Raw genomic sequence first — 19633 nt, forward strand, 5'->3', positions numbered from 1 at the left:
AGCCTCGTATGTTTGTTATGGTAAAAGAGCATTTCTGTTAAACAGTAAGGAGATGATTATCTCTTTTGTTAACACAGACTTATATTAAACATTTTTATAGAACTGCTCTATCAATCCACGACAGATCAATCATTTATTGAGCCACCAGTCATACCTAAACTTATAATAATTTATGTCTAGGATCTATAACAACGATAAGGAAGCTATCATGAGTGATATTTTTGATGTAAAAGACACCCTCTCAGTCGCTGGCAAGGAACATGCCTACTACAGCCTGCCAAAGCTGACCGAAACTTACGAGCATATTAAGACACTACCATTTTGTATGAAAGTGGTACTAGAGAACCTATTACGTAACGAAGACGGCGGTCAATCGGTTGGTAAAAACCACATTGAAGCCGTCGCCAACTGGGATGCAGGGGCTGAAGCGTCAAAAGAAATCGCCTTTATGCCAGCGCGTGTTGTATTGCAGGATTTCACAGGTGTACCTTCAGTAGTCGATTTGGCGGCGATGCGTGATGCGGTGGTCGAGCTCGGCGGTAAAGCCGAGCAGATCAATCCGTTTATTCCTAGTGAACTGGTCGTCGATCACTCTGTACAGGTCGATGCTTATGGCCGCGAAGATGCGCTAGATCTGAACGAAAAGATTGAATTTAAGCGTAACAATGAGCGCTATGAGTTTTTGCATTGGGGCAAGCAAGCCTTTGAAAACTTCGTCGTGGTACCGCCAGCGACAGGTATCGTGCATCAGGTTAACCTTGAGTATCTAGCCCGTGTCGTAATGGCAGCAGACGTTGATGGTGAATTGACAGCTTATCCAGATACGGTATTTGGTACAGATAGCCATACTACGATGATTAATGGTATTGGCGTGCTTGGTTGGGGTGTGGGCGGTATCGAAGCTGAAGCCGCGATGTTAGGCCAACCGTCTTCGATGCTGATTCCACAAGTGGTCGGCTTTGAGCTAAAAGGTAAGCTAACCGAAGGCGTCACGGCGACCGATTTGGTACTACGTGTCGTTGAGATGTTGCGTGCACATGGCGTAGTGGGCAAGTTTGTCGAGTTTTATGGCGAAGGCTTACACAGTATGCCGCTAGCGGATCGCGCCACCATTGCCAACATGTCACCAGAGTATGGGGCGACTTGCGGTATTTTCCCAATTGACCAAATGGCGATTGATTACCTGCGTCTATCAGGCCGTGATGAAGAGCAGATTGAGTTGGTTGAAAAGTATGCTAAGTCGCAAGGCTTATGGCACGATGCCGATACACCTGCGGCGACTTATTCAAGCAAATTAGAACTAAATCTGTCGTCAGTACAGCCAGCACTTGCTGGTCCGAACTTGCCACAGCAGCGTATCAATTTGTCTGATATGCATGAGAAGTTCGGCGAAACGCTAGAAAAAAATGACCAAAGATCGCAAGTCAGAAGTAGAAGGCAAAGTACGCTTTGATCAAGAAGGCGGCGAGCAAGAGCAAGCTGAACACTTGGCAGCTGAACCGAATATCGAAGTTGATACCAGTGATGACAATGCAGGTTACGCGCCAGCAAACAATGTCTTCTCAAATGTCAGTATCGATGATAAGCAACACAAACTACGAGACGGATCGGTAGTTATTGCTGCTATTACTTCTTGTACCAATACTTCCAATCCAGCGGTAATGATTGGTGCAGGTCTAGTGGCCAAAAAAAGCCGCTGCTAAAGGAATTAAAGCCAAGCCTTGGGTCAAGACATCACTCGCACCGGGTTCTAAAGTGGTAACTGACTATCTTGAGAAAACCCATCTGATGGATGAGCTAGAAAAGACAGGCTTTTACCTCGTCGGTTACGGGTGTACCACTTGTATCGGTAACTCAGGACCATTGTCAGAAGAGATCGAAAAAGGCATTGAAGAAAATGATTTGGTCGCGGCGGCAGTACTGTCTGGTAACCGTAACTTTGAAGGTCGTATTCACTCGCATGTCAAAGCCAGTTACTTGGCATCACCACCGTTGGTCGTTGCCTACGCGCTAGCCGGTACAGTCGATATCGATCTAACGACCCATCCGCTAGGACAGGATCAAGATGGCAATGATGTATTCCTAAAAGATATCTGGCCAACCTCGGAAGAGATCAACGAGTTGATTGCCGACAATATTGATGCTGATATGTTCCGCAAAAACTACGGCGAAGTATTTGATGGTAGTGCCGCATGGAACGCAATTAGTTCAGCGGATAGCCAACTATATCCATGGGATGAAGGGTCGACTTATATCAAAAACCCACCGTTCTTTGATGGTATGACTATGGAGCCAGAAGGTATCCCTGATATCGAAGGCGCACGTATCTTAGGTCTGTTTGGTGACTCAATCACCACCGATCATATCTCACCAGCAGGTAATATCGATCCAGACTCACCAGCAGGTAAGTACTTGCAAGAGCGCGGTGTGATGGAAGCAGACTTCAACAGTTATGGCTCGCGCCGTGGTAACGATGCAGTCATGACTCGTGGTACCTTTGCCAATATCCGTATCAAAAACACGATGATGGGCGGTAAAGAAGGTGGCTATACTTATTACTTCAAAGATGACAGCGCTACGTTACAAGATGGCGAAGAAATGCCCATCTACAATGCAGCAATGAAGTATAAAGAAGATAAGCGTCCGTTAGTGGTATTGGGCGGGGCAGAGTATGGTTCTGGTTCGAGCCGTGATTGGGCAGCTAAAGGTACCATCCTGCTAGGCGTAAAAGCAGTTTTAACCAGCTCGTTTGAACGTATTCACCGTTCAAACCTAGTCGGTATGGGTGTGCTGCCATTGACGTTTAAAGATGGTCAAAATGCAGAAACCTACAAACTAGATGGTTCTGAAGTGCTCAGCATCACAGGTCTGGACAATGGCGAGAGTAAAACAGCCACGGTTACGGCTACACGTGCTGATGGTTCGGCAGAAACCTTTGAAGTAAATGTCGGTCTACAAACGCCAAAAGAGCGCGAATATGTGCGTCATGGCGGCGTATTGCACTATGTACTACGTCAATTGGCTGCTGAGAGCAAAGAAGCAGGCTAGTAATGTATTAGACTTAGTATGAAAAAAAGCCCAATCTCCTTCAAAGTAGGGGATTGGGCTTTCTTATGGAAGACGTTTTTTTCTTCTTGTTACTTTACTCTTCAAGCCTTTTCAGTCAACAACTTAATTCCTAGCCCCATAAATACGACACCACTTATTTTATTCATCATGGATTCAATTTTTGGATTCTCTCTTAGTTTTTTTGCTGAACTTTGACGCCAGCAGCGCCAAACTCAAGCACCATATAAAGCCTGTGGTAGCAAAAGTCAGTCCCAACATCAAAAATGACAGCATGCCATAAGCATAACTAGCGTCGATAAACTGAGGGAAGAACGCCAAGAAAAATAAAGCGACTTTTGGATTAAAAGTATTGGTCAACACACCTTGCTTATATATTTGCCAACCATCTACAGCTTTTTGGCTAGTCACGTCCTGATCTTTGGATAAATGGTTCGTTACTGAGTTCGAGTTTTTGCTCGTTAGCATTTTAAAGCCTAAATAACACAAATAGCTGGCCCCAATATATTTGACAATCATAAAAGCGGTAGGGGAATTGGCAAGCAATACCGACAATCCTAGCGCCGCCAATAATGTATGTACCAAAATACCCGAAGTAATGCCAAGAACAGAATAAACCCCTGCTGTTTGCCCCTGTGAGACACTACGGGTGATGATGTACATGCTATCTGTACCTGGCGTTAGGTTTAACAAAATAGCCGCCAAGATAAACCCTAGATAATTCTCGATACCAAACATAGTAATCACTTCCCTTTAATCACGCTAAGCCCATCATTTATAGTATGTAGGTGCACTTCATAAATACGCTTGTCAGGTCGATATTAACGAGTATTAAATAGGTTGGCAATAGCGCTATCAACAGTAAGCTAGCGGCTATTAATAATAAGCTAACGAAAACAGAATAGAGGATTTCAAGAAACGACAGACATAAAAAAGCCCAGTCACCATATGATGACTGGGCTTTTTTATTGTTCGCTTATTAGTCTGATCTGATGCTAAGCAAAAGTGCTAATAAGTGACGCCGAATAGTGGCGTCCCCAGGGGGATTCGAACCCCCGTTACCGCCGTGAAAGGGCGGTGTCCTAGGCCTCTAGACGATGGGGACGCATAGAGTGTTATAACCAGTGGTTACAACGGTACTTCACAATATCAGATAGCTTATTAAATAAGCATTGCCTAGGTGCTGATATCGTCCTACTAGCGAGTATTTATTATTACGTTTCAGTAATACTGAGCGTTGCTATAAATAAGTATGGTGGAGCTAAACGGAGTCGAACCGTTGACCCCTTGCATGCCATGCAAGTGCTCTACCAACTGAGCTATAGCCCCTCGCTAAGAGTGTGCGTATTTTATGTAAGAGCGGCAGTCTTGTCAACAACTATTTTAAAAATAATGCATAAATATGCAAAAAAAAGCGATTTAGCCTATTTTAAAGGCTCAACAAGCCCAAATTAGCGTGGATTTTGCTTAATGGCGATCTCTTTGAGGGCTTTATCGGTATAAAACTCTTCTTCGCTGCCATCAGAAAAAAATAATTGCACAGCATTCCGTTGGCATATATTGACCGCCTTTTTCTCGGATCGTTCTTATACCTTTGACGCCGATGATGTCATATTCGCCCAGTTTATCTAGATTATGCTTGGTGTAACCGCAGTAAGTGCTGTATATCCATTTTAAATCTTCGAAGTCTTGGCCCTTAGTCAGGGTCAAAGTTGCATCAAACAGCTCCTTTACGATGGCATCATAATATTTCTGTGCTTCTTTTAGCGTGTTAAAGACATAATCTTTGCTTTCTATCGTGACGGTTTTGGCGGCCATGTTTATTCCCAATTAAAATATTTAGTAAAAGATGTCTAATAATTTAAAGTAGTAACTGCGCTTAACGAAAAAAGGGCCAGAGATGGCCTGACCCTTTTACATTCGACAAGTTTAGCTAGTTAACTGTTTAGCAGATAAGTTATTCAGCTTCTGAACTATTCAGCAGCAGCTAAGAAATCTGGCAGTTCTGCCGCTTGTTTCTCAAGTTTTTTTCAGTTTCTTTTTGCCAAGGCCGCCTAATACATCAACGGCATGACGCAAGCGAGTCAGAGTCATGTCAGCACCGATAATCGCCATAGAGTTCATGACTGGCGTCGATGAGGTGCTACCAGCGATAGCGATAAAGAACGGCGCCATAAAGTCACGCATCTTAATATCCAGGTGAGCAGCAAGGCCTTTTAGCGTGGCGTAGATATTTTCTTCTGACCACGTTGGCAAGACTTCTAATTGCCAAAGCGCTAATTGCAGCATCTCGATAATTTGCTCAGGGGTGAGTGATTTATGAGTGAAGCTCTCAGCATTGATGTCAGGTAGGTTTTGGAAATAGAAACCACCCCAATTAACCGCATCAGACAATAGCTCGATACGTGGCTGAATCGCCGCTGCGATAGCGGTTAGCTTGTCACTGTTGCTGGCCCATTCAAGGATTTTATTCTTTAATTCTTCAGGACTAAGCGCACGTAGCCATTCTGCATTGAGCCAGTTTAATTTTTCGATATCGAAGATAGGACCACCAAGCGACACACGCTGAATATCAAAGCTGGCAATCATTTCTTCTAGCGTAAACTGCTCAGCATCATTAGGCATTGAGTAGCCCATACGACCAAGATAGTTTAACAATGCTTCAGGTAGCACGCCTGCATCACGATAGTAGGTGATAGAGGTTGGGTTTTTGCGTTTAGACAGTTTTGACTTATCTGGGTTACGCAATAGCGGCATATGGCAAAGCGTTGGCATTTCCCAACCAAAATAATCATAAAGTAGTTGATGCTTAGGCGCAGAGTTCAGCCACTCTTCACCGCGCATCACATGAGTGATTTCCATCAAGTGGTCATCGACGACGTTGGCTAAATGATACGTTGGCATGCCGTCTGTTTTTAACAGTACTTGCATATCGACTTGAGTCCAAGGGAACTCAACCGTACCACGTAGCATGTCATGTACCTGACAGATGCCTTCGGTAGGTACGCGCATACGAATCACGTGCGGTTTGCCCTCGCTTACCAATTGCTCGGTGGTTTCTGGTGCAAGGTGAGCACAGCGACCATCATAACGAGGGGTCTCGCCATTGGCCATTTGCTCAGCACGCATGGTATCTAGCTCTTCACTGGTACAGAAACAGCGAAACGCATGGTCTTTTTCTATGAGTATCTCGGCGTGTCTTCTGTAGATATCGCTACGCTCGCTCTGACGATAAGGGGCGTGTGGACCACCGATATCTGGACCCTCGCTCCAATCTAGACCAACCCAGCGTAAGGCGTCCAAAATCATTTGTTCTGATTGCTCAGTCGAGCGAGTCTGATCAGTGTCTTCGATACGTAAGATGAATTCGCCACCGTGCGCTTTGGCAAAAGCCAAGTTAAACAGGGCAATATAGGCAGTACCTACGTGTGGGAAGCCAGTTGGCGATGGGGCGATACGCGTACGTACAGGGCGCGTGCTGTCAGTAGAGGTTTGCATGATAAAAGTCTCAAAGTTTGCTATCGATATAAGCTATTAGTATAAATAGCGATGAAAGATATGAAGTCGATGTGAAGAAATAGCGTAAAATATAGCGCTAGTATAACAGAGACATGTGATATTTTTAATGAAAAGCCCTTCTAGTGCTTGACTACAGGTGTATCCTTGCGATAATAATGCTAAGCAAGTCATAACTTGTTTATTTTCATCTAATTACTGGCCAGTACGGTCGTCATCTATTGAGTTGTTTGTGTCCCTATCAAAGTCTAAGCCAAAATCGAAAGCCAGTCCTTCTGCCGCCGCTGATCTCTCTGAGTCAGTGTCTAATCCTTCTGCTATAAAGGATGCGTCTACGCAAGATGTCGATCTGGATGTTACTCACGCCCGTCATGAGGGCGATATCACGTCTGATGAATTGAGTTTTGTCCATGATGCGGTGCTGCTGCAAGAGACTGTCGCTGCGGTGCTCGGTGTAAAATCCTTGCCCAAGCAAACAGAAGGTGACCAAAATAGCTTAAATATAAGTGGTATCTACGTTGATGCGACTTTTGGTCGTGGCGGCCATAGCCGACTGCTATTAAGTCAACTCGCCGATGACGCAACACTGATTGTCTTTGACAAAGATCCGACAGCTATCAGCGTGGCGCAAGAGCTGGCAACCAAAGACAGCCGTGTGCGTGTGGTTCACGATAGTTTTGCGACGTTGACCGACAGTCTGGCTGCTATGGGCATCACTGAAGTTGATGGCTTGATGGCGGATTTGGGCATTTCATCACCGCAGATTGATGATGGTAGTCGCGGCTTTAGCTTTATGCGTGACGGGGCAGTAGACATGCGTATGGACACCAGTCGTGGCCAGTCAGTTGCCGAATGGCTTGAAACAGTCGATGACGAAACGTTGGCCAATGTGCTTTATGAGTTTGGCGAAGAGCGTCATAGCCGCCGTATTGCACGCGCTATCAAACAGATGGAAAGCTACGAGTCTACACTTGAGTTGGCAGAAGTGATTAAAGTCGCGCATCCTAACTGGCAACGGGGTAAACATCCAGCGACGCAAAGCTTTCAAGCCATGCGTATTTTTATTAATAATGAGCTGGGCGATGTTGACGACTTTTTAGCGCAAAGCATTCCTATCTTAAAGTCGGGCGGACAGCTTGCAGTGATTAGCTTTCACTCACTAGAAGATCGCCGCATCAAGCAGTTTTTGCAGCGTCATAGCAAAGGGCAGTATCCAGAAGACGAAAACTTGCCAATGCCGCCCAATCGTCCACGCTATTTTAGCAAGCCAAAACGTGTTGGCCCAAGCAAAGCTGAGACTAGTCAAAACCCGCGCGCGCGTAGCGCATGGTTGCGTATGGCAACGCGTACTGACACAGCTTATGAGCAGACAACAGGGTTATAGAAGAACATCACGACGCCACAAGTCATAGTCGAATATGATTAGTGAGTTGCCTGAGGTTGCTAATGTTTGTCTAAATGATGCGCAAATGTCCTAATGGCTACGCCACTGTTAAAAATCTGTAAATATTGTCTGTTAGGCTCAGCAGTTAGTTTTTATCTGCTTAATAGTTGAATGGTTTTATATAGTATAGCCATTCAACGTGTTTGGTTGTGGTATGACATATTGATAGCCATGAGTTGTGATGATTTATGGCTCCTGAGTAAATTGGCTATTGGATGTGTTTTTTACGTTCGTTTTTTTTAAGTATGGTTTTTACACTTATAAGTGTCTTTGGTTTTATATTTATCGATGGTATGACCGAATAATGACACGTTCATCTTTCGCAATCCGTTATCTACTCTATCGTTTACGTTCACCTTTTTGAGATCGTCATGGCAATATCTGACAAACCTGCGAATCGCCGCACTGCTACACCTTATAATACCGATGTCGGCGAGCTGTTCGTGCGCCGGTTCAATGTGGTGAGCATTTATGTGGTCGTGCTATTGCTATTGGCAGCCACGATTGTATGGAGTGGTATCAAAACTGCCGAAGAAGTTCAGCAATATCATCAGGACTACAAAACCTTGCAAGACATGAAAAAACAAGAACGTAAGCTACAAGTAGAGCATCAGCGTCTATTAATTGAGCAACAAACCTTTAGCGCCACGCCGCAGATTGCCAGTCGAGCGGTTGCTGAATTGGGTATGTATTCGCCAACATTAAAGGATAAGCTGATTATCCAACCTGGCGTCGCAACTGCATTGGTGCCAGTGGTTACAGAAGACTCAGATGAGGATGCATCTGACGTCATCGGGCCACGTGTCTCTACCGATATTTCTCCTGAAGAACCAGCGACGGAGGCAGGACAATGAGTGAGAAAAAGCCTAAATCCACCGCAAAAAACACCAGCAAAAAACCAGCCAGCGGCAAGGTAACCAAACCTCTCCGCCGAGCCAGTGCGGCTAAATCTGGTCAGACGAGCAGCAAGCCCGATAAAGCTGCAAGCAATCGTAAGGCAAAATTGTTTGGACGCATCAAAAAAAGCGACACCCAAGGCGCTTATACCAGTGTAAAAAACCGCAAAAGCAAAATGGTTTTTTTCGAGCAAAGCATCAGGTGCTTCTGCTCTCGGTGGTTTCGAACAAGACAAAAACCGTTTTCGTATGGTCTGGGGTCTAGCGCTGGTCATATTAGCGCTACTGATTAGCCGCGCCTATTATATTCAGGTTACCAACGCACAGTTTTATCAAGACAAAGGTAATGAGCTCATTACCAGTGAGCGTACCCAAAAGTCTTATCGCGGTATGATTACCGATCGCAATAATCTACCGCTTGCGGTCAGTGCACCGCTCGCGACAGTTTCGTTTAGTCCACATGATTATTCTCGTGAATATTACGAGCTAAAGCGCATCATCATTACCAATCCTAGCAGTCCACAATTACAGGCGCGTATGCAAAAGCGTCTAGATAGTATGGATCTGACAAAGTTAGCCGCTGCTGCCAATATCTCGGTCGATGAGTTGAAAAAAGTCACGGCTATTGATGACAGTATCGATGTGACCGATGAGAAAGCCGTAAAAGCTGCTTTGCCATCTGGTGCGGGCTCACACTATTTGCCACTGCTTAATAAAGTCACACCTGAGATTGCTCAAAGCGTCAGCTCGCTCGATTTCCCTGGCGTCTACGAAAAGAATTTCTTTCAGCGTTATTATCCACAGCCACAGTCTAATGCGCAGCTGCTGGGCTTTATGGGTCAAAACGCCAAAGATCCTGAAGGCGGTTACGAAGGCCGTGCTGGTATTGAGCGTCAGTACGAAAAAGATCTGGCAGGTGATGACGGAAAAGTTTTAGTTCTAAAAGACGCCAAACAAAACAGCCTAAAAGAAATCAAACAGATCGAGCCAGAAGTACCTGGCAAAGATGTGGCATTGACGATTGATTCGCGCTTACAGTATTTGCTGTATAAAGAGCTAGAAAAGGCTGGGCGTTTGCAAAAAGCACGTTGGTCAACGGGTATGATCGTTGATGTGCAGACTGGTGAAGTGCTGGCACTATCAACATGGCCGTCGTTTAACTCGAACAACCTTAATGAGATGACGGGTGAAAATCAGCGTAACCGCGCACTGTTAGATGTGTTCGAGCCAGGTTCGGTGATGAAACCGTTTACCGTGGCGGCAGCGCTAGACTCGGGCAAATATACGCCAACGACTTTGATTGATACCAATCCTGGTTCGATTCGCGTACGTGGCTATACCATTCGAGATCATAATAATTTAGGTATGATTAACATGGCCACGCTATTACAGAAATCCAGTAACGTGGCCTCCACCAAGATTGCGCTATCACTGCCAGCCGATGCTATTAGTAATATGCAACGACAGTTTGGCTTTGGCTCAAAAACACCTTTGCAGTTCCCAGGTGAGGGCAGCGGTTTGATCGTCACGCCAAAAGAAAAAGAAACCTCGCGCCGTGCGACGGTTAGTTATGGTTATGGTCTACAAGTGACATTAGCACAGGTTGCACAGGCGTACTCAGCCTAGCAGCAGGTGGGGTCATGCATCCATTAACTTTAATTAAAGATGATAAGTCGCAGCCAAGCAAACGTATTATGGCGCATGAGCAGGCAATGTCGATTGTACAGATGCTTGAGAGCGTAACTGAGCCTGGTGGTACGGCGAAAGCCGCTGCCATTGATGGATATCGCGTGGCAGGTAAGACGGGTACGTCACGACGTATCAATCCAGACGGTGGTTATTATACCGACCAGTATCGTAACGTCTTTGCTGGTATGGCACCTGCATCCAATCCAAAGCTGGTAGGCGTAATGCTTATCGAAGACCCGCGCGGTCAGATTTATGCTGGTCTAACGGTCGCCCCGGTCTTCCATAATGTGATGAAAGAAGCATTGCGATTGTATAATGTGCCTTTGGATAAGCCACTAAAAACGGAAGCGCAGTAAGCGTTCAATTATTTTAAATGTCCAGCTCTACTGAGCTGACACGTTTTAACTGTTTAGGATTTATCTATGACTATATCATCGCTAGATAGCGCTACTGTTACTTTACAACAGCTTATAGATGCCAATAAAAGCCAGCAGCAAAAACTGCCTGAGCAGCTTATAGCGATGATAGCAGCATCGATTCAGAAAGCATCTAATCAGGTAGGTTCAGATCAATCCCAGTCTATTGCCCATATTCCGTTTCAACAGTTTCGCTTGGACAATCGCCAATTGGAAGCGAATGACGTATTTGTCCTGTTAAAAAGTCAAACAGCCAATTCTGAAAAAAGTCGCGACTATTTACGGCAAGCCGCTGAGCAAGCCGCATTTATTCTCTCAGAAATTGACCCTAGCGTTTCGCTTAGCGAAGCAACAAATTCCTCAAATACCAGTAGTGAACCTCAGACAAATAGTATTGCTAATGCACAGCAGCACCTAGCAGCATTGCCATGCCCTGTCTTATATGTTCCTAACATTCGCGATTTTTTAGGTAGCTTAATTCAAGCACGCTTGCAATATCAGCAGCCAGTGACTCTACCGACCGTGGTTGCGGTGACTGGTACGAATGGTAAAACAACCATCAGTCAATTAGTAGCACAGCTTACTCAGTTGATGGGTCAGAGTAGTGCGGTGATGGGTACGGCAGGTAATGGTAGACTTGGTGCTCTAGTACAAGCCAGCCATACCACGGGCGATGCGTTAGCTGTCCAGCAGTTCCTATATCAAATGGGAGTAGAGCAAGCAGAAATATTGGCATTAGAGGCCAGCTCTCACGGGTTAGATCAGCAACGCTTACAAGGTATGCCAGTCACTGTAGCGATTTATACCAATTTGAGCCGTGACCATTTAGACTATCATGCTGATATGGCAGAATATGCCGCTGCCAAAGCCAAGCTGTTTGATAAAGCCCATTTTCCAAATTTGACCCATGCCATTATTAATATCGATGATGAGCACGCTCAAGTTATGTTAGATATGGCAAATGATAGCGGTTTGACGGTATGGACATACAGTTTGGATTCATCAAAAATTGCTACTTTTGTTGCCGCTGATATCATACCAAGTCTGCAAGGCGTCAAAATAAATCTGCGCACTGATTTTGGTAATGAGAGAACTGACAACATAGAGATTGTCAGTCCGTTATTAGGTCGCTTCAATGTAGCCAATTTGCTCGCAGCGATAGCGGCTGTCGTAGCACTTGATACTGACTTGACTATGAATATCGAGCGTATTGCGCCTGCTGTTGCACAGTTGCAAGGTGCAGTTGGGCGTATGCAGCGTGTACCGTCAAATGATGGCTGCTTTATCGTGGATTATGCGCATACTCCAGATGCGCTAAGCCAAGTGCTCGCAAGTTTAAAAACTCACTGTAAAGGTCAGCTTTGGGCGGTATTTGGATGCGGCGGAGATCGCGATGCAGGCAAGCGACCGTTGATGGCGCAAGCAGGTCTGGCAGGTGCTGATCAAGTTGTTTTGACCGCGGATAATCCACGTACCGAAGATCCCAATATGATTTTGCAAGATATGCAGGCTGGTATGACAGCTGAGCAATATCAACGAACCCATATCGAGCCTGCCCGTCAAACTGCTATTGAATATGCAGTTAGTCACTCAGGTGTGGATGATATCGTGGTCATCGCAGGCAAAGGTCATGAAACCTATCAAGAGATTAATAACGTTCGCTATGATTTCGATGACAGTGTTGTTTTGCAGCAGGCATTGAATCAGACGGGACGTGTGTAATTGGTTGGCTCGCGTTACATGCATTAGTAAAAATTGATCATTAAATATAAAAATTAAGTAATCATCATATAAGGTAATCATTATGACAGCCGACACCGATAATACTGCCCAGTCGCAAGGGCTCTATGTCTGGCAAATGGACAATCTGCTCGCAGCGACCACGTCGCTCGATGGGCAGTGGCAACTACCACAAGGCCATGCAGCAGAGCAGACGGCCTTGTCCAGTAAACGTATAGCCACCGATACCCGCACGATAACGCCAGGTGATATATTTTTGGCGCTAAGCGGCGATAATTTCGATGGTCACGATTATATCGAGACAGCAATATCAAAAGGCGCAGTTGCCGCTGTTGTCTCGCGTCCTACCTCGTTGTCCGGCCCAAATGCTATTCCACAATTGGTAGTCAGCGATACTCGTTTGGCACTAGGTCAATTGGCAGCGTATCGTCGTCAGCAGCATACAGATTTAACCGTGATTGCTATTACGGGTTCTAGCGGCAAGACTACTTGCAAAGAAATGCTTGGCAGTATTTTTGGTAGATTGGCACCGACCTTAATCACTCGTGGTAACCTCAATAACGATTTGGGTGTACCAATGATGCTGCTTGAGCTATCGGATCATCATCGTTATGCCATTTTAGAGCTAGGTGCAAACCATATTGGTGAGATTGCTTATACGACTGAAATCGTTCAGCCTGACGTGGCCTGTATCTTAAACATCGGTACAGCGCATTTGGGTGAGTTTGGTAGCCGCGAAGGTATTTGCCAAACCAAGGCTGAGATTTACCATACGTTGACGGACGCGCAGTTTGCGATTGTTCCTGATAAGGATGACTTTACCAATCAGCTGCGTCGTATCGCTGAAAAGCATACCCCACATGTGATTGGCTTTGGTAATACGGATGTAAGCGCAAGCCATCTAGACGTAGAGCCTGAGCGTAGCGAATTTAAGCTACATATCGGTAACCAAGTCCATGATATCAACTTGCCATTGGCAGGTGAACACAATGTCAATAATGCCTTGGCTGCTGCTGCCTGCGCGCATGCACTAAATATTGCGGTGAGTGACATCGTCATTGGGCTAGAAAATGCGCGTCCTGCTAAAGGTCGTCTAAATAGCCAGATACTTGGTATGCATCGTCTCATTGATGATACTTATAATGCCAACCCTCATTCGGTGCGTGCTGCCGCCAAAGTATTGGCTGCGCAAACAGGTACGCAAGTGATGGTATTGGGCGATATCGGTGAGTTAGGAGAGGCGGCTATCAGTGAGCATCAAAGCTTGGGCCGTACTATCGCAACCACAGGTATCAACGTGCTGCTTTGTGTTGGCGAATATGCCCCTTATACCGTTGCGGGTGCGCAAGAGGTATCTGATATCAGTGCTCATGCCTTTGCTGACAAAGACAGTTTATTAGAGTATTTACAGCCGTATTTGCAGGCGCAACAAGCTAAGCCTTGTACTGTGTTGTTCAAAGGCTCTCGTTCCATGGGAATGGAAACACTTATTCATGCGCTAGTAGAGGAGTAGGCGGTGTTAGTTTGGTTGTTCGGCTGGCTTGGCCAGTATTATACGCCGTTTTCTGCGGTTTCTTCGTTGACGCTACGAGCATTGCTTGCAGTTGTTACCGCCCTTGTATTTAGCATGATGTTTGGTGGCCGTGTCATTCGGCACTTGCGATCGCTCAAATATGGTCAGGCCATTCGTAATGATGGGCCTCAGTCGCATTTGGCCAAGACTGGTACGCCAACCATGGGCGGGGTATTGATCCTAAGTGCGATTGGTATATCGACGCTACTATGGGCACGACTAAACAATCCTTATGTTTGGATTTTGCTCGTGGTTATGGTTATCTTTGGTGCCGTCGGTTGGGCTGATGATTGGCTAAAAATTAAGTACAAAGATCCAAAAGGCTTAATCGCTCGCAAAAAGTATTTTTGGCTGTCTATGGGGGCACTGTTTGTCGGTGTGTCTTTATATTATATCGCCACGCTACAACCAGATATCAACACCACGCGTGAGATGCAGGATCTGCTATTGCCAGTATTCAAAGACTGGATGATTCCATTTTCAGTAGTGCCATTTGGTATTGGCTTCATCATCTTTACTTACTTTGTGATTAATGGTGCTTCTAACGCAGTCAATCTAACCGATGGTTGGATGGTTTGGCGATTTTGCCAGTCGTTCTCGTCGCTGCAGGTTTGGGCGCGATGGCCTATGTATCAGGCGATGTACGCTTTGCTGATTACTTACATGTGCCTTATATTCCTTACAACTCCGAAGTCATCATCGTCTGTGGCTCAATGGTCGGAGCAGGTCTTGGTTTCCTATGGTTCAACGCACATCCAGCACAAGTATTTATGGGTGATGTTGGCGCACTAGCACTAGGTGCAATGCTAGGTACTATCGCCGTTATGACCCGCCAAGAGATTGCCTTTGCGATTATGGGTGGTTTGTTTGTCGCAGAAGCGCTATCAGTTATGTTGCAGGTTGGCTCGTACAAACTGCGCAAAAAACGCGTCTTTCGTATGGCACCGCTGCATCATCATTTTGAGGAAATTGGCTGGAAAGAAACGCAAGTGGTGGCGAGATTTTGGATTATTGCCATTATCCTTGTCATCCTCGGGTTAATGACGCTAAAGCTACGTTAAGCTATAACAGACGAATATCTATATAGATATTAATTTGCAAAACTCCAAAAAGCCGTTTCAATCATGATTGAGACGGCTTTTTGTCGCTCAAGGCAGATGAATTTTGTTAAAATGCGAAGCATATTGCTATCACTTTGAGATGCCCGTGTCGTTATTTATTTGTCCACTTTGTCAGTCACCGCTACAGCCCGCTGCAGATACTTGGCGCTGTGATGGTAGTTTGCACCCTAAGCAGACTTCACATCCCTTTGATGTGGCGCGTCAAGGCTATGTCAACTTACTACCAGTACAACAAAAAAAGTCCAAAGCACCTGGGGATAGCCAAGAATCTATCGATGCGCGTAAGCGGTTTTTGAATCATGGACACTATGCACCGCTCCAAGAGTTAATTAGCCAAAAAATGATAGAATTGCTGTCTAACGATGAGTTAATAGATAAGCAAGATAGCAAGACGGTCAATTGGCTTGATATTGGCTGCGGTGAAGGTTACTACACGCAAGCAATGGCGCAAATGGGATCGGATGTCATAGACACACTGATAGCCGCTGACATCAGTAAGCCTGCAGTGGTTGAGCTGGCCAAAGTCAGTAAAATAGCAGGTCGTCTATGGTATCAGCCGCGCAAAGAAGATACTGCCAAGACGACAGCAGTCTATCCATTAGTGACCAGTGCTGCACATCTACCATTACGCCCGCACAGTATGACGGGTATTAGTAGTATTTTTAGCCCCATTTTGCCCGAGGCATTTGATAATGTATTGATGGATGGTGGCTATCTGATTATTGCCAAACCTGATGTTGGGCATTTGGCAACGATGCGTGATGTGTTATTTGATGATGTACGTGAGCACGATTCTGATAAATTTTTGCAAGAATTGGTACCATATTTTACGTTGGTTGAGACCTGCCGTGTCAGTACAGAGCTGACGTTATCCGCAGAGGATTTGGCTGATTTGATGACGATGACACCTTACGCTTACCGTGCCCGCAGCGAAAAAAGGCAAGCACTATTGGCTGCCGTAGAAACAGCAGCATTTAGCACAGAGGCGAATTTTGTGGTTTATATTTTGCAGAAAACGCCTGTTTAGCACATTTAGAGCATCGCAGTATGGAGTATTGCTATGCTCGTTTTAAACATTAACCAGAAACTTCTAATGAGTTAGGTTTTTCGAATAGCAGAAGTATTGCTATCAGGAAATTTAGCTAACCGTTTCCGTATTTGCATTCTTCAACAATCAGCTAGACATTCGCGTTTTTATAAATATCCTGTTTACGATGCTTACTGATAAAGCGTAAATACGCTGTCATTTAACCAAACATTACGCCAACACCTAACATGCCTTTAATCGCGCATGCCCTCGTAACAATCGCAACCTTTCTTCAAGTTTCATAAATCTACTTAATACTATAATCATTTATCATTCTCTTTGTCGATAGAGTAAAGCTTTATCACGATAGTTCATTTAACACTAAGTGAATTATCTATAACTACTCTAAATATGAATTCAAAGGAATAAAATGATGAAAAAGATACTAGTTAGTTCGATTTTAGCCGCTACTGCTTGTTTGTCGATGGTGGGTCAAGCCAATGCTGCACCCAGTTATGACCAACATCATAAAGTCCAAGTACAACACCAAAAACATGATAACAAGGCCAGTAATAGCCATAAGCATGTTAAAAGCAAGGTAAAAGTCTCACATCATAAAGCGAATGTAGTGGCTGCTAAACACAAAACAACAGCCAAAAATGTCCATGCTAAAAACAGCCACGACAAAAACAATTATGACAGAAATAACCATGATCGTCGCTCATAGAAATACGATCCTAGCATCCAAAAATAGCGCCTTAATTAGGCGCTATTTTTTGTTCTTATATGACACTATTGAGCGTTACTAGTTAGGTGAACACTACTGACTGATAAACGTCATTGATTTGGATATGCCGCTTTTATTAGGCTGAGTGAGTGTGACTTTACTACTCAAAACATTGCCTTTGGCATTGATTTTATAGCATTCTGAAGACGTACCTGCAGCGTCAGAAGTCAAAAGTAGATTGCCTGAGGTTTCTATACAGAGCCACGCTGTACTATTCGTATCTTGTGTGAGCGACCAGTCCTGCTTATAAGTGGCGGTTTTCTGACGCATACTGCTGTCAGCATATACGTTTTCAGTGATGAGCTGATTTGAGTCGCCTACAGTAGCCATTTTAGGGATACTAGTCGTTTGTTTAGCGATTGAATACTCACCCGTACTATCCGTAAAACCATGGAACACCAATGGGTCTAGCGTAAAATAATTGATAGCGACTGACTGATCCGTGATCTGCTGATTCACTGTGTTGATTGTGCTGACTTCTGCGCCTTGTACCATTTTATTATTAAAACGCATGCTGCCTTTAGGAGTGATTTGAATATCTGCGGCTACGCTTTGTCCGCCGACAGTAGCGACCAATTTTTCACTACGTTGTTTGGTATAGATATTGAGTAAGGCAGTCTCAACTGGGTATTGAGTGACTACGTTAGCAGAGTTGTTATTTTGATTGGTGCCTGTTGCCATGCCGCCCATGCCAGTAGCGCAAGCACTCAATCCGAGTCCTGCTACGATACACATTCCTAGTGTTTTCATTATTGTATCCTTTAGTTTATTTAAATAAATACTACCAATATCTACTATAATCCAATTTTTTTGACAATGGCATCTACCAAGTATCAGTGACTCTACTGTTATTACATTTTTGTACGGAATAGCAATGATAGTAAATATAGATACAAAGCTAGATTAAGCGCCACAGAAAAACTCAAAGCCTTTTCGTATAAGGGTTTAATAAGAAAATTAAGCTATTAATAAAACGAATCGTAATAGAGTATCTACTCATTTTATGAGTCACTCTCAGCCCATGGTACGAAATTTTTAGCTTGGTCAATTAATGTGTTATTTGACTAGGTATATAGTTATTAGACTTATACAACATCCGGAATTAAGGCTAAACTGAAATATTTCAGACAGCAGTAGAGGATGAGTATAGACTGAAAGTCTTACTGTTAAAATATATAAAGAATATTTAGGAAAGGGTAGAACAAGATAGAAAAGCTGAGGTTTTACTTAAGCAGAATAAGATTGGCGGTGAAGGAGGGATTCGAACCTCGATACGCTATGAACGTATACACACTTTCCAGGCGTGCGGTTTCAGCCACTCACCCACTTCACCGTTTTTTGAACGCCTAAGTATAGCGGATACCATTTAAAATGTCACGACTTGCGCGCTATCTTTCTTTATTGGCAAGCGCCTGCTAGGATAGCAAGTATGTCACGGCAAGTATAAATGGTTGAAAGTTGAATGATAAGTTTTAGTAGGCTTAAGTACGGATGTAAGAATAGTGCGCTGATGGCAGTATTGCTTGTTGCGACGGGTATTACCCAAACACATGCTGATGATTTGACCCAATGTAGCCAGTCTTTTTATGGTGGTGTTTATCCTGAATTTACCAACACCAAGTTAAAAAAAGACACACAAGCGCTATGTATGGATGGCTTTGCGGTTATGTACTCGGGGGTATCGCGTACACCGCTCTGGTCAGCAGAGTATCTCGATCGCACGCGTCTACAACAAGCTAAACACATCGATCGTGAAGACAGCTTTCACGAAGAGAGTAAACTACCAAAGTCAGCACGAGCCTCATTATCTGATTATTCAGGTTCTGGCTACGATCGAGGACATTTGGCACCCAATGCCAATATGGCCAATCGCAGCCAGCAGTATGATAGTTTTAGTTTAGCCAATATTGCCCCGCAGTCACCACGTAACAATCGCTACATTTGGCGTAATATTGAATCTGCCACTCGATATTTGACTCAGCAATACGGTGAGGTGTATACCATCACAGGTGTGGCATTTACTAATAAAAAAACCAAGCAGCTCGCTAACCGTGTCCTTGTGCCTAGCCATTTCTTCAAAGCTGTATATATCCCAGCAACCAATCAAGCAGGCGTGTATTACGCCCCAAATGATGAGTCAGAACGCATCGACGTAATTAGTATCGATGAGCTGACCACTGAGATTGGCATTGATGTATTACCTATGCTAGATAGTCAGTCCAAATCTCAAGCGTTTGATTTACCATTGAAGGCGGGTGAGAGCTCAGATACCCCTGAGGCGCCTGTGGAGGAGCCTGAGTGGATGCTGTTTGTCTGGGCTATTTTAGAGTGGTTAATTGCACAATTGCAGGCTTAAGC

The 19633-nt window shown here is 44.6% G+C and carries 11 protein-coding genes, 3 tRNA genes and 3 pseudogenes; 10 read left to right on the top strand and 7 right to left on the bottom strand.

The window, feature by feature from the left end; translation table 11 throughout:
- Nucleotides 1-208 precede the first annotated feature (208 nt).
- A pseudogene (locus TT11_RS03820) lies at nt 209-3048 on the top strand (aconitate hydratase).
- Nucleotides 3049-3222: 174 nt separating this feature from the next.
- Here the strand turns inward: TT11_RS03820 and TT11_RS03825 are convergent.
- The 5 genes from TT11_RS03825 to gltX form a co-directional block, all read right to left on the bottom strand.
- Nucleotides 3223-3804, bottom strand: a complete 582-nt coding sequence (locus TT11_RS03825) for a LysE family translocator (RefSeq protein ID WP_261869140.1) — start codon at nt 3802-3804, stop codon at nt 3223-3225.
- A 291-nt stretch (nt 3805-4095) separates the two neighbouring features.
- Nucleotides 4096-4171 (bottom strand) — tRNA-Glu (locus TT11_RS03830).
- A 148-nt stretch (nt 4172-4319) separates the two neighbouring features.
- A tRNA-Ala gene (locus tag TT11_RS03835) sits at nt 4320-4395 on the bottom strand.
- A 192-nt stretch (nt 4396-4587) separates the two neighbouring features.
- Complete coding sequence (locus tag TT11_RS03840) at nt 4588-4884, bottom strand: hypothetical protein (RefSeq protein ID WP_261869141.1); 297 nt, start codon at nt 4882-4884, stop codon at nt 4588-4590.
- 201 nt (nt 4885-5085) lie between these two features.
- Nucleotides 5086-6564 (bottom strand): glutamate--tRNA ligase, encoded by a 1479-nt coding sequence (gene gltX, locus TT11_RS03845; RefSeq protein ID WP_261869142.1) that lies wholly within the window; start codon nt 6562-6564, stop codon nt 5086-5088.
- Nucleotides 6565-6964: 400 nt separating this feature from the next.
- On the opposite strand from gltX, the gene rsmH reads away from it, so the two are divergent.
- The 8 genes and pseudogenes from rsmH (at nt 6965) to TT11_RS03890 (ending at nt 17215) form a co-directional block, all read left to right on the top strand.
- The gene (gene rsmH, locus TT11_RS03850) at nt 6965-7966 is read left to right on the top strand and encodes a 16S rRNA (cytosine(1402)-N(4))-methyltransferase RsmH (RefSeq protein WP_228706742.1); all 1002 of its coding nucleotides are present in this window, start codon (nt 6965-6967) and stop codon (nt 7964-7966) included.
- 431 nt (nt 7967-8397) lie between these two features.
- Nucleotides 8398-8880 (top strand): cell division protein FtsL, encoded by a 483-nt coding sequence (locus TT11_RS03855; protein ID WP_102092109.1) that lies wholly within the window; start codon nt 8398-8400, stop codon nt 8878-8880.
- Nucleotides 8877-10967 (top strand): annotated as a pseudogene (locus tag TT11_RS03865) (peptidoglycan D,D-transpeptidase FtsI family protein). The gene TT11_RS03855 and the pseudogene TT11_RS03865 overlap by 4 nt, the downstream one beginning before the upstream one ends.
- A 66-nt stretch (nt 10968-11033) precedes the next feature.
- Nucleotides 11034-12749: a UDP-N-acetylmuramoyl-L-alanyl-D-glutamate--2,6-diaminopimelate ligase gene (locus tag TT11_RS03870; protein WP_261869144.1), complete on the top strand. Its 1716-nt coding sequence runs from the start codon at nt 11034-11036 to the stop codon at nt 12747-12749.
- Between the two features lie 82 nt (nt 12750-12831).
- On the top strand, nt 12832-14280 hold the full coding sequence (murF, locus tag TT11_RS03875; RefSeq protein ID WP_261869145.1) for a UDP-N-acetylmuramoyl-tripeptide--D-alanyl-D-alanine ligase: 1449 nt from the start codon (nt 12832-12834) through the stop codon (nt 14278-14280).
- A 3-nt stretch (nt 14281-14283) separates the two neighbouring features.
- A pseudogene (gene mraY, locus TT11_RS03880) lies at nt 14284-15401 on the top strand (phospho-N-acetylmuramoyl-pentapeptide-transferase).
- 139 nt (nt 15402-15540) lie between these two features.
- The gene (locus TT11_RS03885) at nt 15541-16488 is read left to right on the top strand and encodes a putative RNA methyltransferase (RefSeq protein WP_261869198.1); all 948 of its coding nucleotides are present in this window, start codon (nt 15541-15543) and stop codon (nt 16486-16488) included.
- A 433-nt stretch (nt 16489-16921) separates the two neighbouring features.
- Nucleotides 16922-17215: a hypothetical protein gene (locus TT11_RS03890; protein WP_261869146.1), complete on the top strand. Its 294-nt coding sequence runs from the start codon at nt 16922-16924 to the stop codon at nt 17213-17215.
- Nucleotides 17216-17308: 93 nt separating this feature from the next.
- Here TT11_RS03890 and TT11_RS03895 read toward each other — a convergent pair whose 3' ends face one another.
- Together TT11_RS03895 and TT11_RS03900 are read right to left on the bottom strand one after the other, a co-directional pair.
- Nucleotides 17309-18025 carry a hypothetical protein gene (locus TT11_RS03895; protein ID WP_261869147.1) on the bottom strand — a complete coding sequence of 239 codons (717 nt, stop codon included), beginning with the start codon at nt 18023-18025 and terminating at the stop codon, nt 17309-17311.
- A gap of 493 nt (nt 18026-18518) precedes the next feature.
- Nucleotides 18519-18608 (bottom strand) — tRNA-Ser (locus tag TT11_RS03900).
- Nucleotides 18609-18785: 177 nt separating this feature from the next.
- Here TT11_RS03900 and TT11_RS03905 point away from each other — a divergent pair.
- Nucleotides 18786-19631: a DNA/RNA non-specific endonuclease gene (locus TT11_RS03905; RefSeq protein WP_261869148.1), complete on the top strand. Its 846-nt coding sequence runs from the start codon at nt 18786-18788 to the stop codon at nt 19629-19631.
- The last annotated feature ends 2 nt before the right edge of the window (nt 19632-19633 follow it).

The organism is Psychrobacter sp. JCM 18901, from assembly GCF_000586435.1.
GTDB lineage: Bacteria > Pseudomonadota > Gammaproteobacteria > Pseudomonadales > Moraxellaceae > Psychrobacter.

What these genes read in the sequence shown, in the direction of transcription:
- TT11_RS03825 (WP_261869140.1), bottom strand. Translation starts at nt 3,804, where the DNA reads ATGTTTGGTATCGAGAATTATCTAGGGTTTATCTTGGCGGCTATTTTG.
- TT11_RS03840 (WP_261869141.1), bottom strand. Translation starts at nt 4,884, where the DNA reads ATGGCCGCCAAAACCGTCACGATAGAAAGCAAAGATTATGTCTTTAAC.
- gltX (WP_261869142.1), bottom strand. Translation starts at nt 6,564, where the DNA reads ATGCAAACCTCTACTGACAGCACGCGCCCTGTACGTACGCGTATCGCC.
- TT11_RS03855 (WP_102092109.1), top strand. Translation starts at nt 8,398, where the DNA reads ATGGCAATATCTGACAAACCTGCGAATCGCCGCACTGCTACACCTTAT.
- TT11_RS03870 (WP_261869144.1), top strand. Translation starts at nt 11,034, where the DNA reads ATGACTATATCATCGCTAGATAGCGCTACTGTTACTTTACAACAGCTT.
- murF (WP_261869145.1), top strand. Translation starts at nt 12,832, where the DNA reads ATGACAGCCGACACCGATAATACTGCCCAGTCGCAAGGGCTCTATGTC.
- TT11_RS03885 (WP_261869198.1), top strand. Translation starts at nt 15,541, where the DNA reads ATGCCCGTGTCGTTATTTATTTGTCCACTTTGTCAGTCACCGCTACAG.
- TT11_RS03890 (WP_261869146.1), top strand. Translation starts at nt 16,922, where the DNA reads ATGAAAAAGATACTAGTTAGTTCGATTTTAGCCGCTACTGCTTGTTTG.
- TT11_RS03895 (WP_261869147.1), bottom strand. Translation starts at nt 18,025, where the DNA reads ATGAAAACACTAGGAATGTGTATCGTAGCAGGACTCGGATTGAGTGCT.
- TT11_RS03905 (WP_261869148.1), top strand. Translation starts at nt 18,786, where the DNA reads ATGGCAGTATTGCTTGTTGCGACGGGTATTACCCAAACACATGCTGAT.